Consider the following 20,330-nt stretch of genomic DNA (forward strand, 5'->3'; position numbering starts at 1 on the left):
TTAAGGGGAAAAGGGGAAGGTGGGGCCCCCTCTGGGGATAAGGGGCGGCAGGGTGGTTTCATACAACGAGAGAAAAATAATAATGATTTATAGAGGGTGGAGAAAAATGGATAACTAACAAGTATGAATCTCGTCGAACAATTGCAGCAAGTCCCAGACTATAGACACATCCGAGGACGAAGGCATGAATTATGGTTGGTATTATTGCTCATATTGCTCGGAGCAATGACTGGGTATTGGGGCTACCGGCCACTGGAAGATTTTACCAAAGTACACAGACGGAGCTTAATTGAGCTGTTAAACCTAGATGAAACAATGAAGTTTCCATCCTATTCAACGTTCCGACGAGTACTCAAAACAGTAGATTTTCAGCCATTCACCGACTTATTTAATAATTGGGCGTTAGTTTTTGTTCCACCGATGCCAGGAGAAAGATTGGCAATTGACGGAAAAGGCATTCGTTGCACAGTCACAGATTACAGTCAGTCCTACCAAAACTTTATCAGTACAGTATCGGTTTATAGTCATGAACGAGGTATTGTACTCAGGATGCAACCAATGTCCAACAAAAAAATTAGTGAAGTAGCGATCGTAAAACAATTAATCTTCGAGTTTTGTGGTCAACAAGTCGTTTTTACACTTGATGCTCTACACTGCCAAAAAAAACTGTATCACTGATTGTCAATAGTGGCAATGACTACCTGATTGGATTAAAAGAAAATCAACCGACACTCTACAAAATGGCTCAAACCGAGTTACAACAAGATGTTCCACTTAGCAGTGCCACAACTGTAGAGAATGTTCATTCTCGGCTAGTTCAACGTCAGTGCAAGGTTTTTGCTGCCCCCGAACAAATTCAAAAAAAATGGTCTGGACTCAAAACTTTTATTGTTGTCGAGCGTCAGGGTGAGCGCAATGGTCGGCCATTTTACGAGCGTCAATTCTATATCTGTAGTCAATATCTCGAAGCTCAACAGTTACTTGCCGACATTCAAGGGCATTGGGGAATCGAAAATCGACTTCATTGGGTAAGAGATGTGACATTCAAAGAAGACTTTCCACTACGGCGTGGTGGCAATGCCCCTGTGAATTGGTCTATCTTACACAACTTTTTTATTACGATCGCACGCAAACTCGGTTTCCGAACTATTCCTCAAGCACAACGCGCACTCTCCAACCAACTCGATAGAGTTTTTTCTTTCTTTGTATGAAACCACCCTGCCGCCCCTTATCCCCAGAGGGGACCCCACCTTCCTGACAGGTGTAGGTTTTTTACGTGGGTATGAGTATTCACTGCTGAAAGGGAGAGAATGAAACTAGAAACTAGGGATGTATTCTCAAAATGCTGAACAACAAACATCTCAAACAGTGGTCATGCATAGTTTCCGAGCGGATGCCTAACTTGTCAATACCACAGGCCATAGGTTTGGCAACATGGAGCTTTGGTATGGTAGTGACAAAATCAAGTAGTCTAACCCAGGTATCTGAGTTCATTGGAGCAGTGAATAATGAAAAACCAAACACAGTCAGGCAAAGACTAAAAGAATGGTATCAGGAGGAAAAAGCCAAAAAAGGGGATAAACGGAGAACACTGGATGTGAGCAGATGCTTTGCATCATTGTTGTTGTGGGTGATTAGTTTACTGCCACAAAATATTCAGCAAATAGCACTGGCAATGGATGCTACGAGTATTGGTGATAAATTTATAGTGCTATCCATTAATATTTTACTGGCAGGATGTGGAATTCCAGTAGCATGGTGTATTGTCAATGCCACTGAACCAGGAAGTTGGAAACCACATTGGCAAAAATTAATCACAGACCTCAAAGATACGATTCCACCAGACCAGAAGGTAATTGTCGCTGCTGACCGGGGATTGTATGCCGATTGGCTCTATTCTCTGATAGTTGCTGCTTGGCATCCTTTTTTACGTATTAACCACCAAGGAACTTATCGTTTACCACATCAGAATCAATGGCAACCATTGGCTGATATTGTTGCCAGTCCAGGATTATTCTGGTCGGGTCAAATAGTCTGCTTCAAAACTAACCCCCTGGAATGCACGTTGTTAGCTCGTTGGGATTTTGGTTATCAAGACCCTTGGTTGATTTTGACTGACCTAGAACCTATGTCTGCTGACGCTATTTGGTATGGTTTACGCCCCTCCACTGAATGTGTTTATCGTGATCTTAAATCTGATGGTTGGCAGTGGCACAATACTCGTCTGCTTGACCCACAACGTGCTGAACGCTTGTGGTTAGCCATCGCTGTCTCTACTCTCTGGATGGTCATGCTTGGTGGAGAAGCGGAAAACCAATTTCCTCCCTCCCACATTGATCAGTTTCCCCAGCGACACGTTGCTAAATCCAAACCCATCGATTTGAAGTCGGAGGAATCTACAAAACCAAACCTCAATTGGCAGTGGAAATAATTGAGGCATTGCTCAAACTTGGATTTAATTTTGATTTGGTTTTAGCGGATAGTCTGTATGGCGAGAGTCCAACATTTATTGCTGTGTTGTCTAAGCAGAAAAAACATTATTTATTAGCTATAAGAAGTAATCATCGAGAGTTTAGCTTGCCAGAGCAGGAGGCTAAGTATAGTGTTTGGCAAGAGTTTGAGCGGAAATTTAGTGATGGGAAGTCAGAAAAAAGATATATACAACAGATAAATGAAAGCGAATCCAGACTGATAACATATTGGCGAATAACTACTGACCCAAATAATTTGCCAAAAAATCAGACATGGTATGTAAAAACAGATTTAAAAAGTGACATGGCGGCTTTATTAGGAAATCTTTATGGATTTCGTAATTGGGTGGAATATGCCTTTAAACAAGGGAAGAATGAGTTGGGCTGCGCTGATTTTAGACTGACGAATTATCAGCAAATAGAAAAATGGTGGGAACTAGTTATGAGTGCTTATTTTTTAGTAAGCTTACAAGCCCAAGCTAGAAATAAATTGGAAAGCGAAAGTAAAAATGAAACAATCTCATCACAAATTTCCAGAGAACCAGCAGATTTTAGTAACCATATATGGTGGGATTTCAGTTTGGTATGGAAGTCCACTTTGAACAATTTAAGATTAATTATTCAACCATATATATTCTGGAATCTAATCAAACCCTGGTTAGCCGTTTTTGTTAATACCAACTTCCAGTTGGGATTCCAGAAACTGATGAAAATAATCAATCAGTTTCAAGGTTATATAACCGTGGATTCGGGGTAAACCATGAGATGGATCAAGGATAACTTTTCAAAGATTCGCTATTGACAGGTATCAAATAACACTTAGATATGAATCTAGCTAGAGATATTCGCGCACACTTTTTTTGCTGAACAATCTCTCTGGCTAAAAATATAGCATCCATGAACGATGGCATGGGTTGAGCTATCAAATTTGATTCTGTCACTATTTCAAGTTGGTCAGTAGTGCTGGGCGCATTTATTGCTTCTAAACTTGACTTTGTTTCATATTCAAACTCGTCGGTAATTCTATCTAGAACAGTCAATCTTGGTTCAGTCACAAAATCATCCTCCCAATCAATTGATTCTGTTTCATTATCAAGTATGAATCCTGTGTCTAAATATCGTGCATACCTCATTAATTCTTGCTCAAAAGCTTTTGGTATACGGATTGTACTTGTTTGTTTATGATTCCATGTAGATTTTCTGCCAGATTTTTCTCTATATCCTCCCCAGCTTGGGTTTAAGGCTTTTTTAGTAGTTTTTTTTCACGTTCAACATGATTTTGTTACTTAATCATGTTAACTGTAATGTCTGCCACATCTTGGTTTTTTCACAGATATATTTGAATAATCCCAATATTTCCGACATAGCAGCGCCTGTATTGTTCACAGCCTTCAAGGAATTTCAAGAATCTCAGCAAATCACAGCATTTTTCTCTCACCAGAGACATAAAAGAGCGTTAGGGTCAAGATCCTCAAATTCCAGCATCACACCGCAATGCTCATCAATCGTTAGGGTACTGAGTAATTCTTTAACTTCACAACCTCCTAATAATGATTGTTATTCTTAACAACTGGATATTTTATTTTCTGGAAGTATCTAAATACAGCTTGGTACTACCAAACCATAACCAAAAATTACTGATGGCTTAACTATTAACTATCAATATTTTTGTTTGATGATTATCCTAATGATAAAAAAATTGCATGAAACCTAGCAAAAATCAAGGGTATCTATTAAGCCTTTTACTCCTAAGTACCTTGAGTGCAAATACACAATCAGTTAGCGCTCGAACTACTAGTCCCGTTGGTAATTTACAGGGTGGGGCAGCTTTATTACCCACAGGTCAAACCATTACACCCGCAGCAGCACCAGGTTCAACGTTTGCACCTTTAGCAACTGGTTTGCGTACAGATGATAATGCTGATGCGGCTGAAGCAGTAAGCACAGCCCTCAGCCCTGATGGAAAAACTTTACTGGTGCTTACCAGTGGCTATAATCAAAACTTCAAAAATGAAAACACGGGTAGTACTTTCACTTATCCTGTATTAGACCCACAAACTGGCAAGTCAAGTAGTACAACAACTCCAAAAGCAGAATGGGTTTTTGTCTATGATGTCAGTAGCGGTAAGTTGGTTAAAAGACAACAAATTAATATTCCCAATACCTATAACGGTTTAGCTTGGGCCAAAGACGGTTCGCGCTTCTTTGTCTCAGGTGGGATTGACGATCGCGTTTATGTTTATGCCTCTAATGGCAGCCAGTACATACCAGATGCTCCCTTTATTTTATTAGGTCACAATTCTAACCAAACTGACCCGTTTCCTAAATATGATGGCGGTTTGTTAAAAGATACGCCAGCGAAGGCTGTGGCAACAGGAGCAGTTGTAGCGGGTATTGCCGTTAGTAAGGATGGCAATACCTTAGTAACTGCAAACTTTGAGAATGACTCAATATCAATTGTTGATACTACTACCCGTAAGGTAACTAAAGAAATTAAGTTTTTTAGACCAGGCGATAAAATAGCAACTGGGGAATTTCCTTTTGATGTAGCCATTAAGAGTGCAGAAAACGGTCAAGCAGCTAAAGTCTTCATTAGTAGCCAGCGCGACAACGAAGTCCTTGCTGTTGACATTACTTCTGGACAAATTACCCGTATACCAATAGGTAGCCAACCAAATAAAGTACTGCTCTCGTCTAGCCAAAATCGACTGTATGTAGCTAATGGTAATGATGACTCGATTTCCGTCATTGATACAAATAACAATCGGGTTGTTCAAACCATCTCTTTGTCTCGTCCTGGTGAGAAATATAAAGGTGCAAATCCTAACTCTTTAACCCTCAGTCCAGATGGACGAACACTTTACGTTACTCTAGGGGGGGAGAATGCGATCGCTGTTGTGGACTTACAAGGTGGTTGGGTGAATGGACGTATCCCTACAGGCTGGTATCCCAATTCTGCAAGCATCAGTCAAGATGGTCAAAGACTTTACGTTGTCAATGCCAAGAGTAATTCTGGTCCCAACCCCGCAGGAAACCTGACAACTCCAGCAGGACTAGCACGCAATACTAATTTTAAAAATGAGTACAACTGGGCTTTAGAAAAAGCTGGTATCTCAATTATTCCAGTTCCAAAGGGTGCGACTCTGGGTAAACTTTCAGCGCAAGTGGATAAAAATAATGGTTTCTACAATCGCCGTCCTGACCGGACGATGAGGTATTTACAAGGCAAAATTAAGCACGTTATCTACATAGTTAAAGAAAACCGTACTTATGACCAAGTACTTGGTGACTTGCCTATCGGTAATGGCGACCCAACACTTACCTTGTTTCCCAACAATATTTCACCAAACCATCACAAGCTATCCTTTGGCTTCGCAACTTTTGATAACTTTTACGACAGTGGCGAATCGAGTGGAGTTGGTTGGAACTGGTCTACCTATGGTCGTACTACAGATTACACCGAAAAAACTCAATCAGTTCTTTACGGTAACGCCGGCTTTAACGGCTTAACCTACGATTACGAAGGTACAAATCGGAATATCAGTCTCGCACTGTCCCAAACTTCCTCAAATAAATCGCCAATCAATACCCGTATCACAGGTATTTTAGATCCTTCTGGGCATTCTTCCATATTGCCTGGAGACAGGGATGTTGATGCTCCTGAAGGTGATGGTAATCTCCAGCCGAATGCCATTGGTGGTTATCTGTGGGATACAGCGCTACGTGCTGGCAAGACTGTACGTAATTACGGTTTCTTTGTTGATAATGCAGTTCCCTACACTACCAGCCAAAGCGATCCTACTAAACCCGATCCAAAAAACCCGACTTATATCCCCATCTCCCCAACTCCTTACGCGGACAAGATTCCTCAAGCTCCCGTTACCAAAACTGTACTGTTGGATAAAACCGATCTTTACTTTCGGTCATTCGATCAAAATAATGCTGATACTTATTTGTACAGCGAATGGGAAAGGGATCTGAAGCAAAATGGACTACCCAATTTAATGCTTGTGCGTTTATCTCACGATCATTTTGGTTCCTTTGGTACTGCTTTGGCTGGACTAAATACTCCTGAACTGCAAATGGCAGATAATGACTATGCTATTGGCAAATTGGTAGAGAAAATTTCTCATCTGCCGGAGTGGAAAGAAACGGCAATTTTCATCATTGAAGATGATTCCCAAAATGGGCCAGATCACGTTGATTCTCACCGTTCTTTAGCCTACATTATTTCGCCCTACACAAAACGGGGTGCGCTCGTCAGTACTAACTACAACACCATTAGTGTATTGCGGACAATGGAGGATTTATTAAACATTGGCTATTTGGCAATTACTGATGCTAATGCTGAACCAATGTCAGATGCTTTCACTAGAGAACCCAATTTTGAACCTTACACAGCTATTGTGCCAGGTAACTTGTGTACCAATCCTGTAGATCCAAAACTAGTACCAGCTTGCCAAGATCGCAATGTTGAAAAGACAGCAGCTATGCCGATTCTAAATCCTAAAAAATGGTGGGCTGCTATGACCAAGGACTTCAATTTTGTAGGTGAAGATAAGCTCGATCCAGAAGAGTTCAACGAAATTCTCTGGGCAGGAATTAAGGGCGATGGCATTCCTTATCCTGAAGAACGTAACCGTAAAGACTTGCGGCAAAATCGCGCTCAAATGCTAAAGCATTGGGAATTAAGTCAAAGAGATAACTCTACTGAAGCGAAGAAGTAAGTATTAGAGGTTGGATATAAAGACGTAGCACTGCTACGTCTTTACAAGGATTTTAATAGGTCAATTTTCGTGTGATTGCCTGTTTTTCAATTGATAATAAATGGTGTGAGGATTACAGAAAAATGGTCAAAATGTTTTGGAAGTGGTTGCCGATTTGTCCAGTGACTTTGGGGCTCTTCTCGGTAATCACTACCACAACTGGGGCGATGCCTGCGGCGGGCGATGCCAACGCACTTCCAACTAAAACGGGAACTGTTCAAGAATCAGCAGGACAGGTAACATCTGTTTCTCAACTGTCGGATGTACAGCCGACAGATTGGGCATTCGGTGCATTGCAATCTTTGGTGGAGCGTTATGGGTGTATTGCAGGTTATCCTAATGCAACTTATCGCGGTAATCGGGCTTTAACTCGTTACGAATTTGCGGCTGGAATTAATGCCTGTTTAGATCGAGTCAATGAACTAATTTCAACTGCAACAACTGACATCGTTAAGAAAGAAGATTTAGCAACTCTGCAAAAATTACAAGAACAGTTTGCGGCGGAATTGAATACTTTGCGGGGTCGAGTAGATGCTTTAGAACCTCACTTGGAAACTCTGGAAAAACAGCAGTTTTCAACCACGACAAAACTTCATGGTGAGGCAATTTTTGCCATATCAGGGTTTGCATCTGGACAAGATGCCGATAATGCTGATATTCCGAGAAGCACGACTTTTGGCGATCGCGTCCGCCTCAATTTTGACACCAGTTTCACTGGACAAGACTTACTCAGAGTTCGCTTACAAGCCCTTAACCTCAATTACTTCTCTAGTGAAGGTGGCACTGGAACTAGATTACCAGAAGGGACTCTAGCTTTTAATGCAGAAATTGGAGATGAAGATCCTGAAAATAATCAAGTTGGAGTTGAGACACTGTATTACAGATTTCCTCTAGGCAAAAAAACCGAAGTTACTTTTTTTGCCAACGAAGGGGAAGTTGAAGATTTTGTGAATACAATCAACCCCTTTTTGGATGGGGATGAGGGAGCCAGTGGTGCTTTATCCAAGTTTGGCAGTCGGAACTCAGTTTACTACTTTGTACCTGCTGGAGCCGGAATTGGGTTGAGACATCGCCTCTCTGACCAGTTGGAGTTGAGTTTGGGATATTTGTCTAGTACAGCATCTAACCCCAACACTAACAGAGGTTTATTCAATGGTTCTTACGGTGCGATCGCTCAGTTAACTTTTCAACCTAGCGATCGCCTCAGTATCGGTTTAACTTACGTCAATGCCTACAATAACCTGGGTGAAGATTTGGCAATCCCCGGTACGGGTAGTCAAAAGGCTAACTTGGCCTTAGTTACTGATTCGCGTACTTCCACCAACGCTTACGGCTTGGAAGCATCCTATGAAGTAAATTCCGGCTTTTTGATTAATGCTTGGGCTGGCTATGCCAAAACCCGTGTTTTGGGCGTAGGAGATGCCGATATTTGGAACTATGCAGTTGCTCTAGCTTTCCCAGATTTGGGTAAAAAAGGCAATCTGGCGGGGATTGTTGTGGGTATGGAACCGAGAGTAACCGGTGCTGATGGGGCGATCGCTAATGTATTTACGGAGATAGTTGCACCGCAAAACCGCGACTCTGCTCAAGACCGAAACACCTCTTTACACGTTGAAGGTTTTTACAGTTATGCAGTTTCAGACAATATTACCATCACCCCTGGTTTAATTTGGCTGACTGCACCCAACCATGACGATCGTAACAGTGATGCTGTACTAGGAGTCATTAGAACTACTTTTACCTTTTAAATTATCCTGTGGTTTTAGTCAAGACAACTGAAGGATTTATTATGCACAAAATACGATTGAGTTCCATTTTTTTCAGATATAGTCTCACCTCTGCCATCTTATTAACAACACTTTCTGCCGAGTTAATTCGCCCAGTCAAAACACTAGCTGAATGCACACCTAGTACTAGTAACTGTGAGAAGAAAACAGATAATTCTTCTTGTGATTCTAGAAATCCATACAACTTGGTTGCAGACACCACAAGAGTGCGGAGAATTAAGATTACTTGGGATGTATGTCAAAAAAATGATTTTTATCAAGTAAGTTGGGGCAACGATAAAGATGATATGACGCAAATCGATGACCCAACAGCACGTAGTTGGACTTATGCGGGAGCCAGGGATCTTGTTAAGTACATCTTTAAAGTCCGTGGGTGCAATGCTCGTCCTACTCCAGATACTGCTCAAGAACCAGATTGCACCCCTTGGGCAGAATTACTTGTAACAACACCTGATTGGTAACTCTTGCTGGTTCTTTCTAGAGATCACTTACACAAATCTATCTTGAGGATAATCGATATGAAATTGTTTCCACAATTAGCGATCGCTACTAGTCTTGTTTTGGGTTTAGCTACCTTAAGCACTAAATCCGCATCGGCTGCAATTGTTAATTATGCTTTCAGTGTTGATAGTTCTACAGCTAAGGGAAATGGTTTTTTTAGCTTTGATGACTCAACTTTCAGTAATGATAATTTTCCAGTAGCACCACTTCAGTCGCTAACTTTTCAATTCGATAACGATCCCAATATTTACACCGCCAAGGATGATATTGAATATCCAGATTATCCCCTTGCATTTCCAACTGTAGCTTTAGCTGATAATGCATCGATTGGATTGCTGTACAACTTCCTCGATAAAGTTAATCCTTCTAAAAGCTACGAAATTTCTGGAACAATATTTTCTGTATCCTCCGAAATTCCCGATTCTGGTACAGTTTCTTATCGAGAAGTACCAGAGCCTAGTACTTTAAATAGCACACTTCTTGTTGGCATCATTGGCTTGTTTCTGACAAGAAAGGTAACGCTTTGGAGAATGCATTGCAAAGGCAACTAAACGTTGGGTTAATAGCTTTCCCGTAAGTGCCCTCGACACATAGAGACTTACTTACAGGCGATAACTGTTTAAACGCTCTTAGCTATTGCTTAGAATCGCACTTCCACAGAAATACAAATACTCTACTGATTTACTTTCTTCAGTAGAGTATATAAGTGATTGCGGCGTTGCATAATAGAGAGATGAATTGAGGTCATCTACTGTGCAATGTCCATACTGCGGCTCTACGGAAATCAGAAAGAATGGGAAACGTAAAGGTAAACAAAATCACATTTGTACTCATTGCAATCGCCAATTTATTGATGTATACGATCAGCCAAAAGGATATTCAGAAGAACTAAAACAAGAATGCTTAAAAATCTACCTTAACGGCATGGGTTTTCGTGGTATTGAACGAGTTAAAGGCGTACACCATACTACGATCATCTATTGGGTCAAACAACTAGGAGAGAAGCTGCCAGATGTACCAAAAGAAGATATGATTCCAGAAGTTGCAGAACTGGATGAATTAGAGACATTCATCGGCTCAAAAAAAACAAAATTTGGTTGTGGACAGCAGTAAATCACTTTACTCAAGGTATTTTAGCTTGGGTTTTAGGAGACCATAGTTCTGAAACTTTTAAGCCACTTTGGGAAATTGTTGAACAGTGGAAAAGCTATTTTTATGTGACCGATGGCTGGAAGGTTTACCCAAGTTTTATCCCCGATGGAGACCAAATTGTGAGTAAAACATATATGACACGGGTGGAAAATGAAAATACTCGGTTACGTCATTATCTTGCACGCCTTCACCGCAAAACTTTATGCTATTCCAAATCAGAACAAATGCTGAGATACTCGATTAAATTATTACTTCATTATTTAAAGTATAAAATTATACCAACATAAATTAATTCATCCCTTCATTCAGCAATGCCAGAATTTCCTGTTGAATATTTAACATTACCCCAGTAAAAAGTATCGTTATTGTGCAGTCTTGGGCGATAACAAGGTATGTCAAATGGGGTTAATTACACATTTGTTTTGCTGTCAAATTTTTGATTGTAGCTTTTACAGATGAGATATATGAAGTGATTATTCCAGGCGATCGCATTTCAGGAGATATTGCCGACAGCAACAGATAAGACAAGGATAGGAATTACACAAGTCTCACAAGCGAAAGCAGAGAATATGCTTTTTTCCAACACCTAGAATAATCCACAAAATGATTGATCCTGGGATAATAGAAAGATAATTTCGGGCTGCAAGTTGCCTCATGTCCCCAAAATCCATCATTCAACTCACCGAGAATCTAAAATCTTTGTACATCAAAACAGCCCCAAAATTAAAGGGAAGTGACCGACGACAATTCATGGCAGAAGTTGTCAAAGGATTAGGGATAGGTGGACAGACACTAGTGGAACAAGAGTTAAGATGGAACCGTCTGACTATCCATTTTTTTAGTCATTGGTTACTCCTTTCTTACATATTGGGACAAGTTGGCATATCATCTCCAACGAGTAACCTTGCAAGACTGGGCAATGCCTCACCGTAAGTTGGGTGAATGTGAACCGATTGTTCGAGTACCTGCCACGTTGCTTTAGCTTCCATAAGTGACAAAAAGACATGCACCAGTTCAGCGGTTTCGTAACCAACCAGCGTTGCTCCTAAAATCAAATTTGTGTGTGTGTCGATGACCATACGGTAGAAACCCAGATCGTGCCCCCACTCAATGCTACGGGCAATGTGAGCCATTGGCAGGGTGACTTCGCGGGCAGAGATACCCTGTTTCTGAGCCTGCTCTAACGTCATACCTACCCGGCCTACTTGCGGCTCAGTGTAGACGGCATAGCCTAACACCCGATCGTTGCGTGTCCGGTGTTCGCCACACAGAATAGCTTTCAAGCGACGATAGTCTTCCCAAGAAACATGGGTAAAAGCAGGCTGCTTGGCAACGTCTCCGATCGCATAAATCCCAGCGCAAGTCGTTTGAAACTGATCGTCGATTTTGATAAAACCCTGTGCATCTAATTCAGTGCCTGTCACAGCAGAATTTAATGCCTGAGTATTCGGTTTGCGCCCAGTCGCAATCAGCAATGCTTCCCCATCGATTACTTCACCATTATTCAGCGTTAGGGTAAACACACCGTTAGTGTAAGCAACCTGCTGAACCGTTACATTGAAATGCAGCCCTATTCCATCTTGTCTAAAAGCATCAGCAAGCACAGCACTGACATCGGATTCTTCTTGAGCCAGCAAGTGATCGCCCCGCACAATCAATTCGGTTTGGCTCCCTAAACGCGCCATTCCTTGCCCTAATTCTAGAGCAATATAGCCACCGCCGACCACGAGCAACCGGGGCGGAATTTGCTGCAAATCAAAGAAATTTCGGTTGGTTAGATAAGGTGTTCCAGCTAAACCAGGAATGTCAGGAATAGTAGAGGATGTCCCTGTGTTGATAACAATGATCGGAGCCTGCACCGTCACACCTCCTCCGCTTACAGTTCGCTCTCCGGTGAAAGCAGCTTCAGCACAGATGACTCGAACCCCTGCACTCTCTAATCGCCGCTTGGTACCCTGGTTAAACTGGCTGCGAATGCTACGCACACGCTCCATCACCGCAGAAAAATCGACTTCAACCTGCGCGTGTATGCCTAGCTTCGCGGCTTGTCGAGCGCGACCTGCGGCATGAGCAGCAGCTAAAAAGGCTTTAGAAGGTGTGCAACCATAGTTTATGCAACTGCCACCCAACGCATCGCGCTCAAACAAAACAACCTTTCGGCCTGCTTTGGCAAAGTCAGCCGCGAGTGGAACTCCGCCCTGACCACTTCCAATTACAATTACATCTGCTGTTTCCATTGTTACCTCTGTTGATAGCTGGTTAAGCTGTCGCGCATTTAAATTGTATAATTTTGGGTCTAAAACCCTTTCATAGCCTAGAGGCAGCTAAAAAACTAGATGCGTGGCAGCTTATTACAGTTTGTCGAGTCCGACTGGCTTTGATTAAATCGGCTGCCTTCTCGCCAATCATGTTGGTAGTGCTATAATAGACATCCAAGAATTAAATTACTCAATTCCTACATCAAAAACCGTCAACTTCGACGATGGCCTTTGCAAACTCCCGCGGCGCTTCTTGCGGCAGGTTGTGCCCGACCCCGCCCTTGACGATCCGGTGTGCGTATTTGCCGGAGAATTTCCTTGCGTAGGTGCTGCTGTCGGGGTGTGGCGCACCGTTGGCATCACCTTCGAGAGTGATGGTGGGTATGGCGATCGCAGGGGCTGCGGCGAGTCGCTTCTCAAGATCGTCATACTTCGACTCGCCTTCAGCCAGACCGAGCCGCCAGCGATAGTTATGGATGACGATACCGACATGATCCGGGTTATTGAAAGCAGCCGCGCTACGCTCAAACGTCGCGTCATCGAAGTGCCATTGCGGCGAAGCAAGTTTCCAGATGAGCTTGTTAAAGTTATGCCAGTATTTTTCGTAGCCGACGCGCCCCCGCTCCGTCGCGAAATAAAATTGATACCACCATTGGAGTTCGGCCTGCGGCGGTAGCGGTGTCTTGTTGGCTTCAGGGCTGCCGATCAAATAACCACTCACGGAGACGAGCGCCTTGCAGCGCTCCGGCCAGAGTGCCGCGATGATGTTGGCTGTTCGCGCGCCCCAATCATAACCAGCGAGGATCGCCCTCTCGATCTTGAGCGCATCCATCAACGCGATAATATCGACAGCGATCGCCGACTGTTGCCCATTGCGGAACGTCTCGCTCGAAAGAAAGCGCGTCGTGCCATAGCCGCGCAGATATGGAACAATCGCCCTGTACCCCGCCGACGCCAACAAAGGAGCGACATCGACATAGCTGTGAATGTCGTAGGGCCATCCATGCAGGAGGATTACCGGACGACCATTGGCGGGGCCAACCTCAGCGTATCCGACATTTAGAACACCAGCATCGATCTGCCTCAGTGAGCCGAACGAGGTGTTTGTCCCCGACTTCAGTATGGACAGAACTGCTGGTTTTGTTTTGCTTGATTGTGCGATCGCAGAACCGAATATGGCTAGCTGTGTAGTAGCAATGGTCATAGCCGCAGTACCCAAAAAGCGGCGGCGTTGATGGTTAATTTTCTCGGACATTTATCTTTTTCCAATTGGATTTAACTCAACTTGCTTTAATTGAATCGGCTATCTGTTTATTTGAGTTGTAAAGAAGCAGTTACGGCAAGAAATTCTTGTATCATTTTTTCGATCAGTTCACCTGCCGGGAGAGCTTCGGCTAATGCTGCTCCCTGTCCTGCCCACATACTGGCAAAATCTGGACTTGATTTTTGAGCAGAAGTCTGATATAAAACCCGCCCTATAGACATCTGAGCCGGGAATGGCAACACTTTATCTCTGTTATTTTCCATTTCACGTATAAATCGATTTCGTATTGCTCTGGCGGGTTTGCCGGAAAATACTTCAGTAATAACCGTGTCTTCGTCCTTACACTTGAGTACAGCCTGCCTATAGACTTCTGGGATATTGTTCTCAGGACAGGCGAGAAAAGCGGTTCCCATCTGTACCCCGCTTGCCCCAAGTGCAAACGCAGCAACGATTCCACGAGCATCCATGATTCCGCCCGCCGCAACGACCGGAACTGACACCGCATCGGCTATTTGCGGCACTAACGCTGCTGTTCCAATCAATCCATGTTCATAAGGTACCGCAAAGGTTCCGCGATGACCTCCAGCTTCAAAGCCCTGGGCTATGATGACATCGACTCCTGCAACGACTAGAGCTTTTGCTTCACGGACGGTCGTGGCGGTTGCTAATACAATTGAGCCTATAGCGTGTATCTCTCGAATTGCCTCAATTGGCGCAGGTCCAAAGTGGAAACTAAAAACAGGTACTTTCTCCTCAAGCAGGACAGTAAATTGATCTACAAATGGCCCTAGTATCGGTATTGGTTCGGGAACAGGCCCTGCCTCAAATTCGTTGTGCCATTTTGTTAATAATTCAGACATCGGTGTTTGCTGCTCAGGTGTAAGTTGATACGCTTCAACTGCTGGGGCAAACAAATTAACTCCAAAGGGTTGGTCTGTCAGCTCTCGAATTTGCCTGATAATGGAGCGAAGTTTGGCTGGTGCGGTGGCCGCACCACCATAAGAGCCAAGACCTCCTGCATTAGAAACAGCCGCAACCAACTCAGGTGTGGAAGCGCCAGCCATCGGAGCCTGAATTATTGGATGCGCGATTTTGAGCAAATCTATCAGTTCTGTTTTAGGCCACATAAGTATCTCCCACGCTTGCTAAACGATGGTTTCGGGGAAGGTAGCGAACTGGACGCCTTGTTTGCCCAGCTCGCGGATCTTCTTCACGACCTTCTCGACGGTACCCTGCCGACTGTACAGCACGGGACTAATCTGCACGGCGGCGGCTTTAACAATCGTACTGGCAAGGATATTTTTAGTCTTTTTCATTGTTTTATAATTTAATTTACTGTTCATCCCAGGTGATAAAATGATCTCCGGTAACAACCGATCTCCTCATCTGATACGGGGCAAAGGAACGCTGCCGACACATCTGGGCAAGTTTTGAAGTGAGGACGCGGACTCAGCGTAGCGACCTGAATGCCGCCCTGAGTTCCTGAGCAAAAATCATTGGCTTTGTAAGCCTCTGCTGCTACCTAGTCGCCGATGTACTCGGCGGGTGTGGCAAATCTGACCGCATCATCTGGAAAGAACATGAAAAACCTTTTCCATGTAACGGTCAGCGGCGGCGGCGGACTCTTCTGGACTGCTGCCATTCTGACGCGCACTCAGGTAGGGCGCGTACCAGTCCCACCAATGATGCTCGGCGTGAGTTTTCTCGTAGCGATCGTGGGACTCTGCCGTCTCGCCAAGAAGGTTTGCAAGGGTTGCAATGTCCATGTCTCGTGCTTGCGTAGAGTTCCAAACGCGACCGGGAAGCCGCGTTTGGATTTCCTGGAGCAGCCAGAGGTTCCCATCTGGGTCCTCGAACGAGGCAAATGAGAAGTAGGAACGACCTTGCGGGTCGCGCCCCAGGATGCGTGGGTTGTCCACGGCGTTGTTGAAGGGGCCACCGGCGTAGTGGAAGACCTCGCTCACGTTGACGCCGCGAACGATTAAGTCTTCGCGAGCGGCGTCGAGGTCGTCCACGGCGAGGACTAGGCTGTGCGCCGAGCCAGGATTGTTCGGAGTGACTCCCTTGCCGAAGATGATGGAGGCTTCCGAGTTGTGCGGCGTCATCTGCACACCACGGAAGTCGCCATCCACCACGTCGATGTCTAGTCGCCAGCCGAGATTATCGTAGAATGCTTTCGCGCGGTCAACGTCGGAAACGCTGAACACTACGACTTCGAGTTTCATGTTTGGACTGTTTACGCGATCGCTGCTCATCTTGTTCTACTTTAGGTTGATGGGTTTGATGTTCAGATTGGTTAGTTTTCATTCTTGGGCGATCGCATGATTGCGGGTTGGGCTGCCTCCAATTTTCCATTGGAGGAACTCAGGGACTTCCAAGAAATAAATTATCCAAATAAACGAACCACAGAGACACAGAGAACACAGAGAGAGGAGGAATAGAGAGAGTTTTTGCGTCAGTTTTGGAACATTTTTTTATTTGGAAGTCCCTCACGAAGCGAGTAGAGCGCAATCTGACCATCGCTCAATTTAGACCGCTCAAGTTCTTTGAGTTAACACGCGACTTAGATGTGCGTCCGCCAATGAAAAGTGCGGTGGTTTTATTGCACGCTTGAGTCTGTTTTTACGGTGGTTTGCAGCTGGTGTTCGAGATGTAAAATTTCCGCTGCCCGCTCCCCGACTATTACGCAGGGAGCCATCGTGTTACCAGTCGTTACTCGTGGCAGAATAGATCCATCAGCAATCCGGAGATTGTCGATTCCATAGACTCTCAGGTTGCTATCCACCACCGACATAGAATCTCGACCCATCTTTGCGGTACAGGTTTCGTGCCAGAAACTCGTTGCAGCATCCCGAATAAAACGTTCGAGTTCGGCCCCTTTCAAATTACCTGGCATTACTTCTCGCTTGACAAACGGACGAAGTGGAGCGGAGTTACCCACTTCGCGGCAGAGTTCTACGCAGGCGATCGCAGTTTTGAGATCATCCGCGTCAGACAGAGTGTTTGCATCAATCAGAATCGGGTCAGATGGATTAGCTCCCGTCAGGCGCAGACGGCCTCGGCTTTTGGGATGGGCAATCGCCCCGAATAATGTCCAACCTGCATCGGGTAAGCCAAACCGGGCGACATTCTCGGCAGTGGATTTTGGCACTTCAGCCTGACAGACAAATAAATCTGGACTGTCAAGCCCGGACTGGCTGGTTGAGAAAAAGATTGCCTCGGACATGTTGTTTCTTGGTTCGAGAGCGTTTTCATATTCCCAGACACAATCGAATGCAACATGGTCTTGAAAATTTTGCCCCACACCGGGAAGGTGCTGCACGACAGGAATTCCAAATCGCCGCAACTCCGTCGCATCACCAATACCGGATTGCATCAGCACTTTCGGCGTATGGATTGCACCGAGTGACAGCACGACTTCGACTGCCGCACCAATGCGATAGAGTGTGCCAAGGTAAGAAATCTCCACGCCAGTCGCCCGCTTACCCTGGAACGTCAGCCGCGTCACCAGTGCATGAGTGAGAACCGTCAGATTGGGTCGATCCATATAAGGGAAGACGTAGGAGCGGAAGATAGATTCGCGCTTGCCATTGCGGACTCGCACATCGCTGATAGCGGCGCCCTTCACTGCTTCCATCATGCGACCGTTCGGATTCTCGAAAGTAGGAATACCGACCGATCGCGCTCCTGCGATCGTTGCGGGTGCGATCGGGTTTGGATCTGGCGGGGGCTGCACAAAGACGGGTCCTCCCGTTCCCCGGTACATCGGGTCTGGCGCACCATGCCAATCTTCCAGGCGGCGATAGAGATTCAAGACCGATTCATAGCCCCAGGCTGGATCATTCACTTCAGCGGCGAAGAGATCCCAATCGTGCTGGTGTCCGCGTGCCCAAACCATGACGTTGATGCTCGATCCACCGCCGAGTACTTTGCCCATCGAGAACGGAATTGAACGATCGTTGACATGGGGATTCGGCTGTCCCTGGAAGCTCCAGTCGCGATCGCTTCCAAGATTCATAAACCATTGATTCGCGGTGACAACACTGGGTACATCATCGGTGCCTCCCGCTTCCAGCAGCAGAACGCTGACATCTGGATTCTCAGCCAGTCTGCGGGCAACCACCGAGCCAGAAGATCCAGACCCGCAAACAATAAAATCGTACTGCTGCCTTAGCTCAGAGGTGAGCTTGTGCTGGTTGCTGCGGACGCGATCGGTGAAATTGTCATCATTACTGGTGCTACCCAGATCGTTGTCCCGTTCATGCTCAAATTCATTCTCAAAATTCGTTTTCATTGGGTCTACCTTGCTTTCAAAATCGAAATGATTCCGTTATATCTGTCACTCGGCTCAAAATCGGTAGAGACGCTTAACCCGCATTTCTCACAAGTTTGAAATGCAGATGGGCAGAGGGGCAGAGGGGCAGAGGGGAAAGAACAAGGCACATTGAACTCTCCTCTGCTCCTCTGCTCCCCTGCTCCCCTGCACAAGCACAGGCTTTGAGCATTGGTGAGAAATCCGGGTTAAGTTCCGCCACTTTCGGTCAGCTTCAAACCGTGCGATGTCACTCTGCTCCACCGCATGAGCAGCATCACTTTCGAGCAGAAGCCGCAGTTGTTAAAGAGTAGCGACGATTATGATTAATTTCTTGGGACACGTGCCGACCTCCTTGTAGTTACGTTCTTTCCAAAGCAGTCATTTTGACGCGCGCAGCGATCTGAACGCTGCCCTGAGTTCTTGAGTAAAAATCGTTGGCTGCTCCCACGCCGCGAAGTGTCCGCCCTTTTCCACTCGGTTATAGTGGATGAGTTTGGGATACGCCCGCTCTGTCCAACTTCGCGGGGCTGCATATATCTCATCAGGAAAGACGCTCACGGCAACCGGAATGGCGACGTGTTTAGGGTCGAAAAAGACAAACTTATTCTCCCAATACAGACGAGCCGAAGAGACAGCCGTGTTCGTCAACCAGTAAAGCGTGATGTTGTCGAGGATGTCGTCTCGCGTCAGTCCCTCAGACTGTCCGTCAAAGACACGTGCGATGAGCGCATAGCTGCGTGCGTCGTGGTCGAGTATCCAGGCAGCCAGACCGATCGGTGAATCCGCAATGCCGTACAGCGTTTGCGGGCGGTTCGCCATCTCCTGAGCGTAGCCAAGTCCGTGCTTATAGAAAAAGTCGAGCTGATCCCACGCGTTCTTCTCTTCGGCTGAGAAACCGGATGGCGGTGGGTCGCCGAACTTGAGTGCTTTTGCAACATCGGCTGGAACAGTGGCAGGCATGTTGGTATGAATGCCGAGCAGTCCCGGAGGTGTCAGCAGGGCCATTTGCTCTGTGACTGCATTCCCCCAATCACCCCCTTGCGCCACAAATCGCGAGTAGCCAAGGCGCTGCATCAGCACAACCCAGGCGCGTGCGATACGGGCGGGGTCCCAGCCGGTCGTGGTCGGCTTGCCTGAAAAACCATAGCCTGGAAGCGAGGGAATCACGAGGTCGAAAGCGTCCGCTGCATTGCCGCCATATGCCGTGGGGTTGACCAGTGGCTCGATAATCTTCAGTTGCTCGATGATCGATCCGGGCCAGCCATGCGTGACGATGAGCGGCAAGGCGTTTTCCTGGTTCGATCGAACGTGAATGAAATGAATATCAAGTCCATCGATCGTGGTGATAAATTGCGGTAGAGTTTTCAGTTTCGCCTCAACCTTGCGCCAGTCGTAATCGGTTGCCCAATAGCGCGCGAGTTTCTGAGTCGTTGCGAGCTGCACACCCTGCGACTGATCGGCGACCGTCTCCTTTTCGGGCCATCGCGTTGCTATGATGCGACGGCGGAGGTCGTCGAGTGCCGCTTGCGGAATGTTGATGTGGAAGGGACGGATTGTAGTTGTGTCGGTGTGCAAGGTTTCAAGTTGAGTCATGGTGGTCTCCTTTGGTGTTACTTTGCTGTATTGGGCATTGGCAGAACCGAATCGACCTAGCTGTGTAGTCGCAATGGTCATGGCCGCAATGCCCAAAAATCGGCGGCGTTGATGGTTGATTTTTTCAGACATTGATCTTTGTCCAATTGGGTTTAACCCAACTTGCTGTAATTGAACCGGCTGTCTGTTTCAAATGTGGGTATTAGTGTTGGTCTAGCCAAGA

At 45.6% G+C, this 20,330-nt stretch carries 16 protein-coding genes and 1 pseudogene; 8 read left to right on the forward strand and 9 right to left on the reverse strand.

Annotated features, from left to right (window positions below; genetic code table 11):
* Positions 1-123 precede the first annotated feature (123 nt).
* The 3 genes and pseudogenes from FD723_RS42475 to FD723_RS05045 all read left to right on the forward strand — a co-directional run bounded on the left by FD723_RS42475 (position 124) and on the right by FD723_RS05045 (position 3,228).
* Positions 124-1,211 (forward strand): annotated as a pseudogene (locus FD723_RS42475) (ISAs1 family transposase).
* 131 nt (positions 1,212-1,342) lie between these two features.
* Positions 1,343-2,431: a transposase gene (locus FD723_RS05040; protein WP_179064355.1), complete on the forward strand. Its 1,089-nt coding sequence runs from the start codon at positions 1,343-1,345 to the stop codon at positions 2,429-2,431.
* Positions 2,422-3,228 (forward strand): transposase, encoded by an 807-nt coding sequence (locus tag FD723_RS05045; protein ID WP_179064356.1) that lies wholly within the window; start codon positions 2,422-2,424, stop codon positions 3,226-3,228. The genes FD723_RS05040 and FD723_RS05045 overlap by 10 nt, the downstream gene beginning before the upstream one ends.
* 13 nt (positions 3,229-3,241) lie before the next feature.
* On the opposite strand, the gene FD723_RS05050 is transcribed toward FD723_RS05045, so the two are convergent.
* A complete protein-coding gene (locus FD723_RS05050) occupies positions 3,242-3,604 on the reverse strand; it encodes a hypothetical protein (protein ID WP_179063505.1) in 363 nt (120 codons plus the stop codon).
* A gap of 570 nt (positions 3,605-4,174) precedes the next feature.
* Between FD723_RS05050 and FD723_RS05055 the strand changes: the two genes are divergently transcribed.
* From FD723_RS05055 to FD723_RS05075, 5 genes are all read left to right on the forward strand, one after another.
* Positions 4,175-7,198, forward strand: coding sequence for an alkaline phosphatase family protein (locus FD723_RS05055; protein ID WP_179064357.1), 3,024 nt, complete (start codon positions 4,175-4,177; stop codon positions 7,196-7,198).
* Positions 7,199-7,320: 122 nt separating this feature from the next.
* Complete coding sequence (locus FD723_RS05060) at positions 7,321-8,985, forward strand: iron uptake porin (RefSeq protein ID WP_179064358.1); 1,665 nt, start codon at positions 7,321-7,323, stop codon at positions 8,983-8,985.
* A gap of 41 nt (positions 8,986-9,026) precedes the next feature.
* Positions 9,027-9,485: a hypothetical protein gene (locus FD723_RS05065; RefSeq protein WP_179064359.1), complete on the forward strand. Its 459-nt coding sequence runs from the start codon at positions 9,027-9,029 to the stop codon at positions 9,483-9,485.
* Positions 9,486-9,542: 57 nt separating this feature from the next.
* Positions 9,543-10,076: a PEP-CTERM sorting domain-containing protein gene (locus tag FD723_RS05070; RefSeq protein ID WP_179064360.1), complete on the forward strand. Its 534-nt coding sequence runs from the start codon at positions 9,543-9,545 to the stop codon at positions 10,074-10,076.
* Positions 10,077-10,278: 202 nt separating this feature from the next.
* Positions 10,279-10,964 (forward strand): IS1 family transposase gene (locus tag FD723_RS05075; RefSeq protein WP_179064361.1). Its coding sequence is split into 2 segments (ribosomal slippage): positions 10,279-10,618 and positions 10,618-10,964, totalling 687 coding nucleotides; the frame shifts between segments, so codons are not numbered across the junction.
* A 573-nt stretch (positions 10,965-11,537) separates the two neighbouring features.
* Here FD723_RS05075 and FD723_RS05080 read toward each other — a convergent pair.
* From FD723_RS05080 to FD723_RS05115, 8 genes are all read right to left on the reverse strand, one after another.
* On the reverse strand, positions 11,538-12,914 hold the full coding sequence (locus FD723_RS05080; protein ID WP_179064362.1) for an NAD(P)/FAD-dependent oxidoreductase: 1,377 nt from the start codon (positions 12,912-12,914) through the stop codon (positions 11,538-11,540).
* A gap of 223 nt (positions 12,915-13,137) precedes the next feature.
* Positions 13,138-14,190, reverse strand: coding sequence for an alpha/beta fold hydrolase (locus tag FD723_RS05085; RefSeq protein ID WP_179064363.1), 1,053 nt, complete (start codon positions 14,188-14,190; stop codon positions 13,138-13,140).
* Between the two features lie 56 nt (positions 14,191-14,246).
* Positions 14,247-15,326, reverse strand: coding sequence for a nitronate monooxygenase family protein (locus FD723_RS05090; protein WP_179064364.1), 1,080 nt, complete (start codon positions 15,324-15,326; stop codon positions 14,247-14,249).
* 18 nt (positions 15,327-15,344) lie between these two features.
* Complete coding sequence (locus FD723_RS05095) at positions 15,345-15,515, reverse strand: hypothetical protein (RefSeq protein WP_218651792.1); 171 nt, start codon at positions 15,513-15,515, stop codon at positions 15,345-15,347.
* A 249-nt stretch (positions 15,516-15,764) separates the two neighbouring features.
* Complete coding sequence (locus FD723_RS05100; protein ID WP_256875063.1) at positions 15,765-16,424, reverse strand: VOC family protein; 660 nt, start codon at positions 16,422-16,424, stop codon at positions 15,765-15,767.
* Entirely contained in the window at positions 16,384-16,554 is a 171-nt protein-coding gene (locus FD723_RS05105) for a hypothetical protein (RefSeq protein ID WP_179064366.1), read from the reverse strand. Before FD723_RS05105 ends, FD723_RS05100 begins: the two co-directional genes overlap by 41 nt.
* 244 nt (positions 16,555-16,798) lie before the next feature.
* Positions 16,799-18,493 (reverse strand): GMC family oxidoreductase, encoded by a 1,695-nt coding sequence (locus FD723_RS05110; protein ID WP_179064367.1) that lies wholly within the window; start codon positions 18,491-18,493, stop codon positions 16,799-16,801.
* Positions 18,494-18,892: 399 nt separating this feature from the next.
* Positions 18,893-20,239, reverse strand: a complete 1,347-nt coding sequence (locus FD723_RS05115) for an epoxide hydrolase family protein (RefSeq protein WP_179064368.1) — start codon at positions 20,237-20,239, stop codon at positions 18,893-18,895.
* Positions 20,240-20,330 lie beyond the last annotated feature (91 nt).

It is taken from the genome of Nostoc sp. C052 (genome assembly GCF_013393905.1).
Classification (GTDB): domain Bacteria; phylum Cyanobacteriota; class Cyanobacteriia; order Cyanobacteriales; family Nostocaceae; genus Nostoc.

Excerpts from the sequence above, each read along its gene's own strand:
- FD723_RS05090 (WP_179064364.1), bottom strand. The coding sequence starts at position 15,326 with ATGTGGCCTAAAACAGAACTGATAGATTTGCTCAAAATCGCGCATCCA.
- FD723_RS05115 (WP_179064368.1), bottom strand. The coding sequence starts at position 20,239 with ATGTCTGAAAAAATCAACCATCAACGCCGCCGATTTTTGGGCATTGCG.
- FD723_RS05105 (WP_179064366.1), bottom strand. The coding sequence starts at position 16,554 with ATGGAAAATTGGAGGCAGCCCAACCCGCAATCATGCGATCGCCCAAGA.
- FD723_RS05085 (WP_179064363.1), bottom strand. The coding sequence starts at position 14,190 with ATGTCCGAGAAAATTAACCATCAACGCCGCCGCTTTTTGGGTACTGCG.
- FD723_RS05100 (WP_256875063.1), bottom strand. The coding sequence starts at position 16,424 with ATGAAACTCGAAGTCGTAGTGTTCAGCGTTTCCGACGTTGACCGCGCG.
- FD723_RS05110 (WP_179064367.1), bottom strand. The coding sequence starts at position 18,493 with ATGAAAACGAATTTTGAGAATGAATTTGAGCATGAACGGGACAACGAT.
- FD723_RS05055 (WP_179064357.1), top strand. The coding sequence starts at position 4,175 with ATGAAACCTAGCAAAAATCAAGGGTATCTATTAAGCCTTTTACTCCTA.
- FD723_RS05040 (WP_179064355.1), top strand. The coding sequence starts at position 1,343 with ATGCTGAACAACAAACATCTCAAACAGTGGTCATGCATAGTTTCCGAG.
- FD723_RS05095 (WP_218651792.1), bottom strand. The coding sequence starts at position 15,515 with ATGAAAAAGACTAAAAATATCCTTGCCAGTACGATTGTTAAAGCCGCC.
- FD723_RS05050 (WP_179063505.1), bottom strand. The coding sequence starts at position 3,604 with ATGAGGTATGCACGATATTTAGACACAGGATTCATACTTGATAATGAA.
- FD723_RS05070 (WP_179064360.1), top strand. The coding sequence starts at position 9,543 with ATGAAATTGTTTCCACAATTAGCGATCGCTACTAGTCTTGTTTTGGGT.
- FD723_RS05060 (WP_179064358.1), top strand. The coding sequence starts at position 7,321 with ATGGTCAAAATGTTTTGGAAGTGGTTGCCGATTTGTCCAGTGACTTTG.
- FD723_RS05080 (WP_179064362.1), bottom strand. The coding sequence starts at position 12,914 with ATGGAAACAGCAGATGTAATTGTAATTGGAAGTGGTCAGGGCGGAGTT.
- FD723_RS05065 (WP_179064359.1), top strand. The coding sequence starts at position 9,027 with ATGCACAAAATACGATTGAGTTCCATTTTTTTCAGATATAGTCTCACC.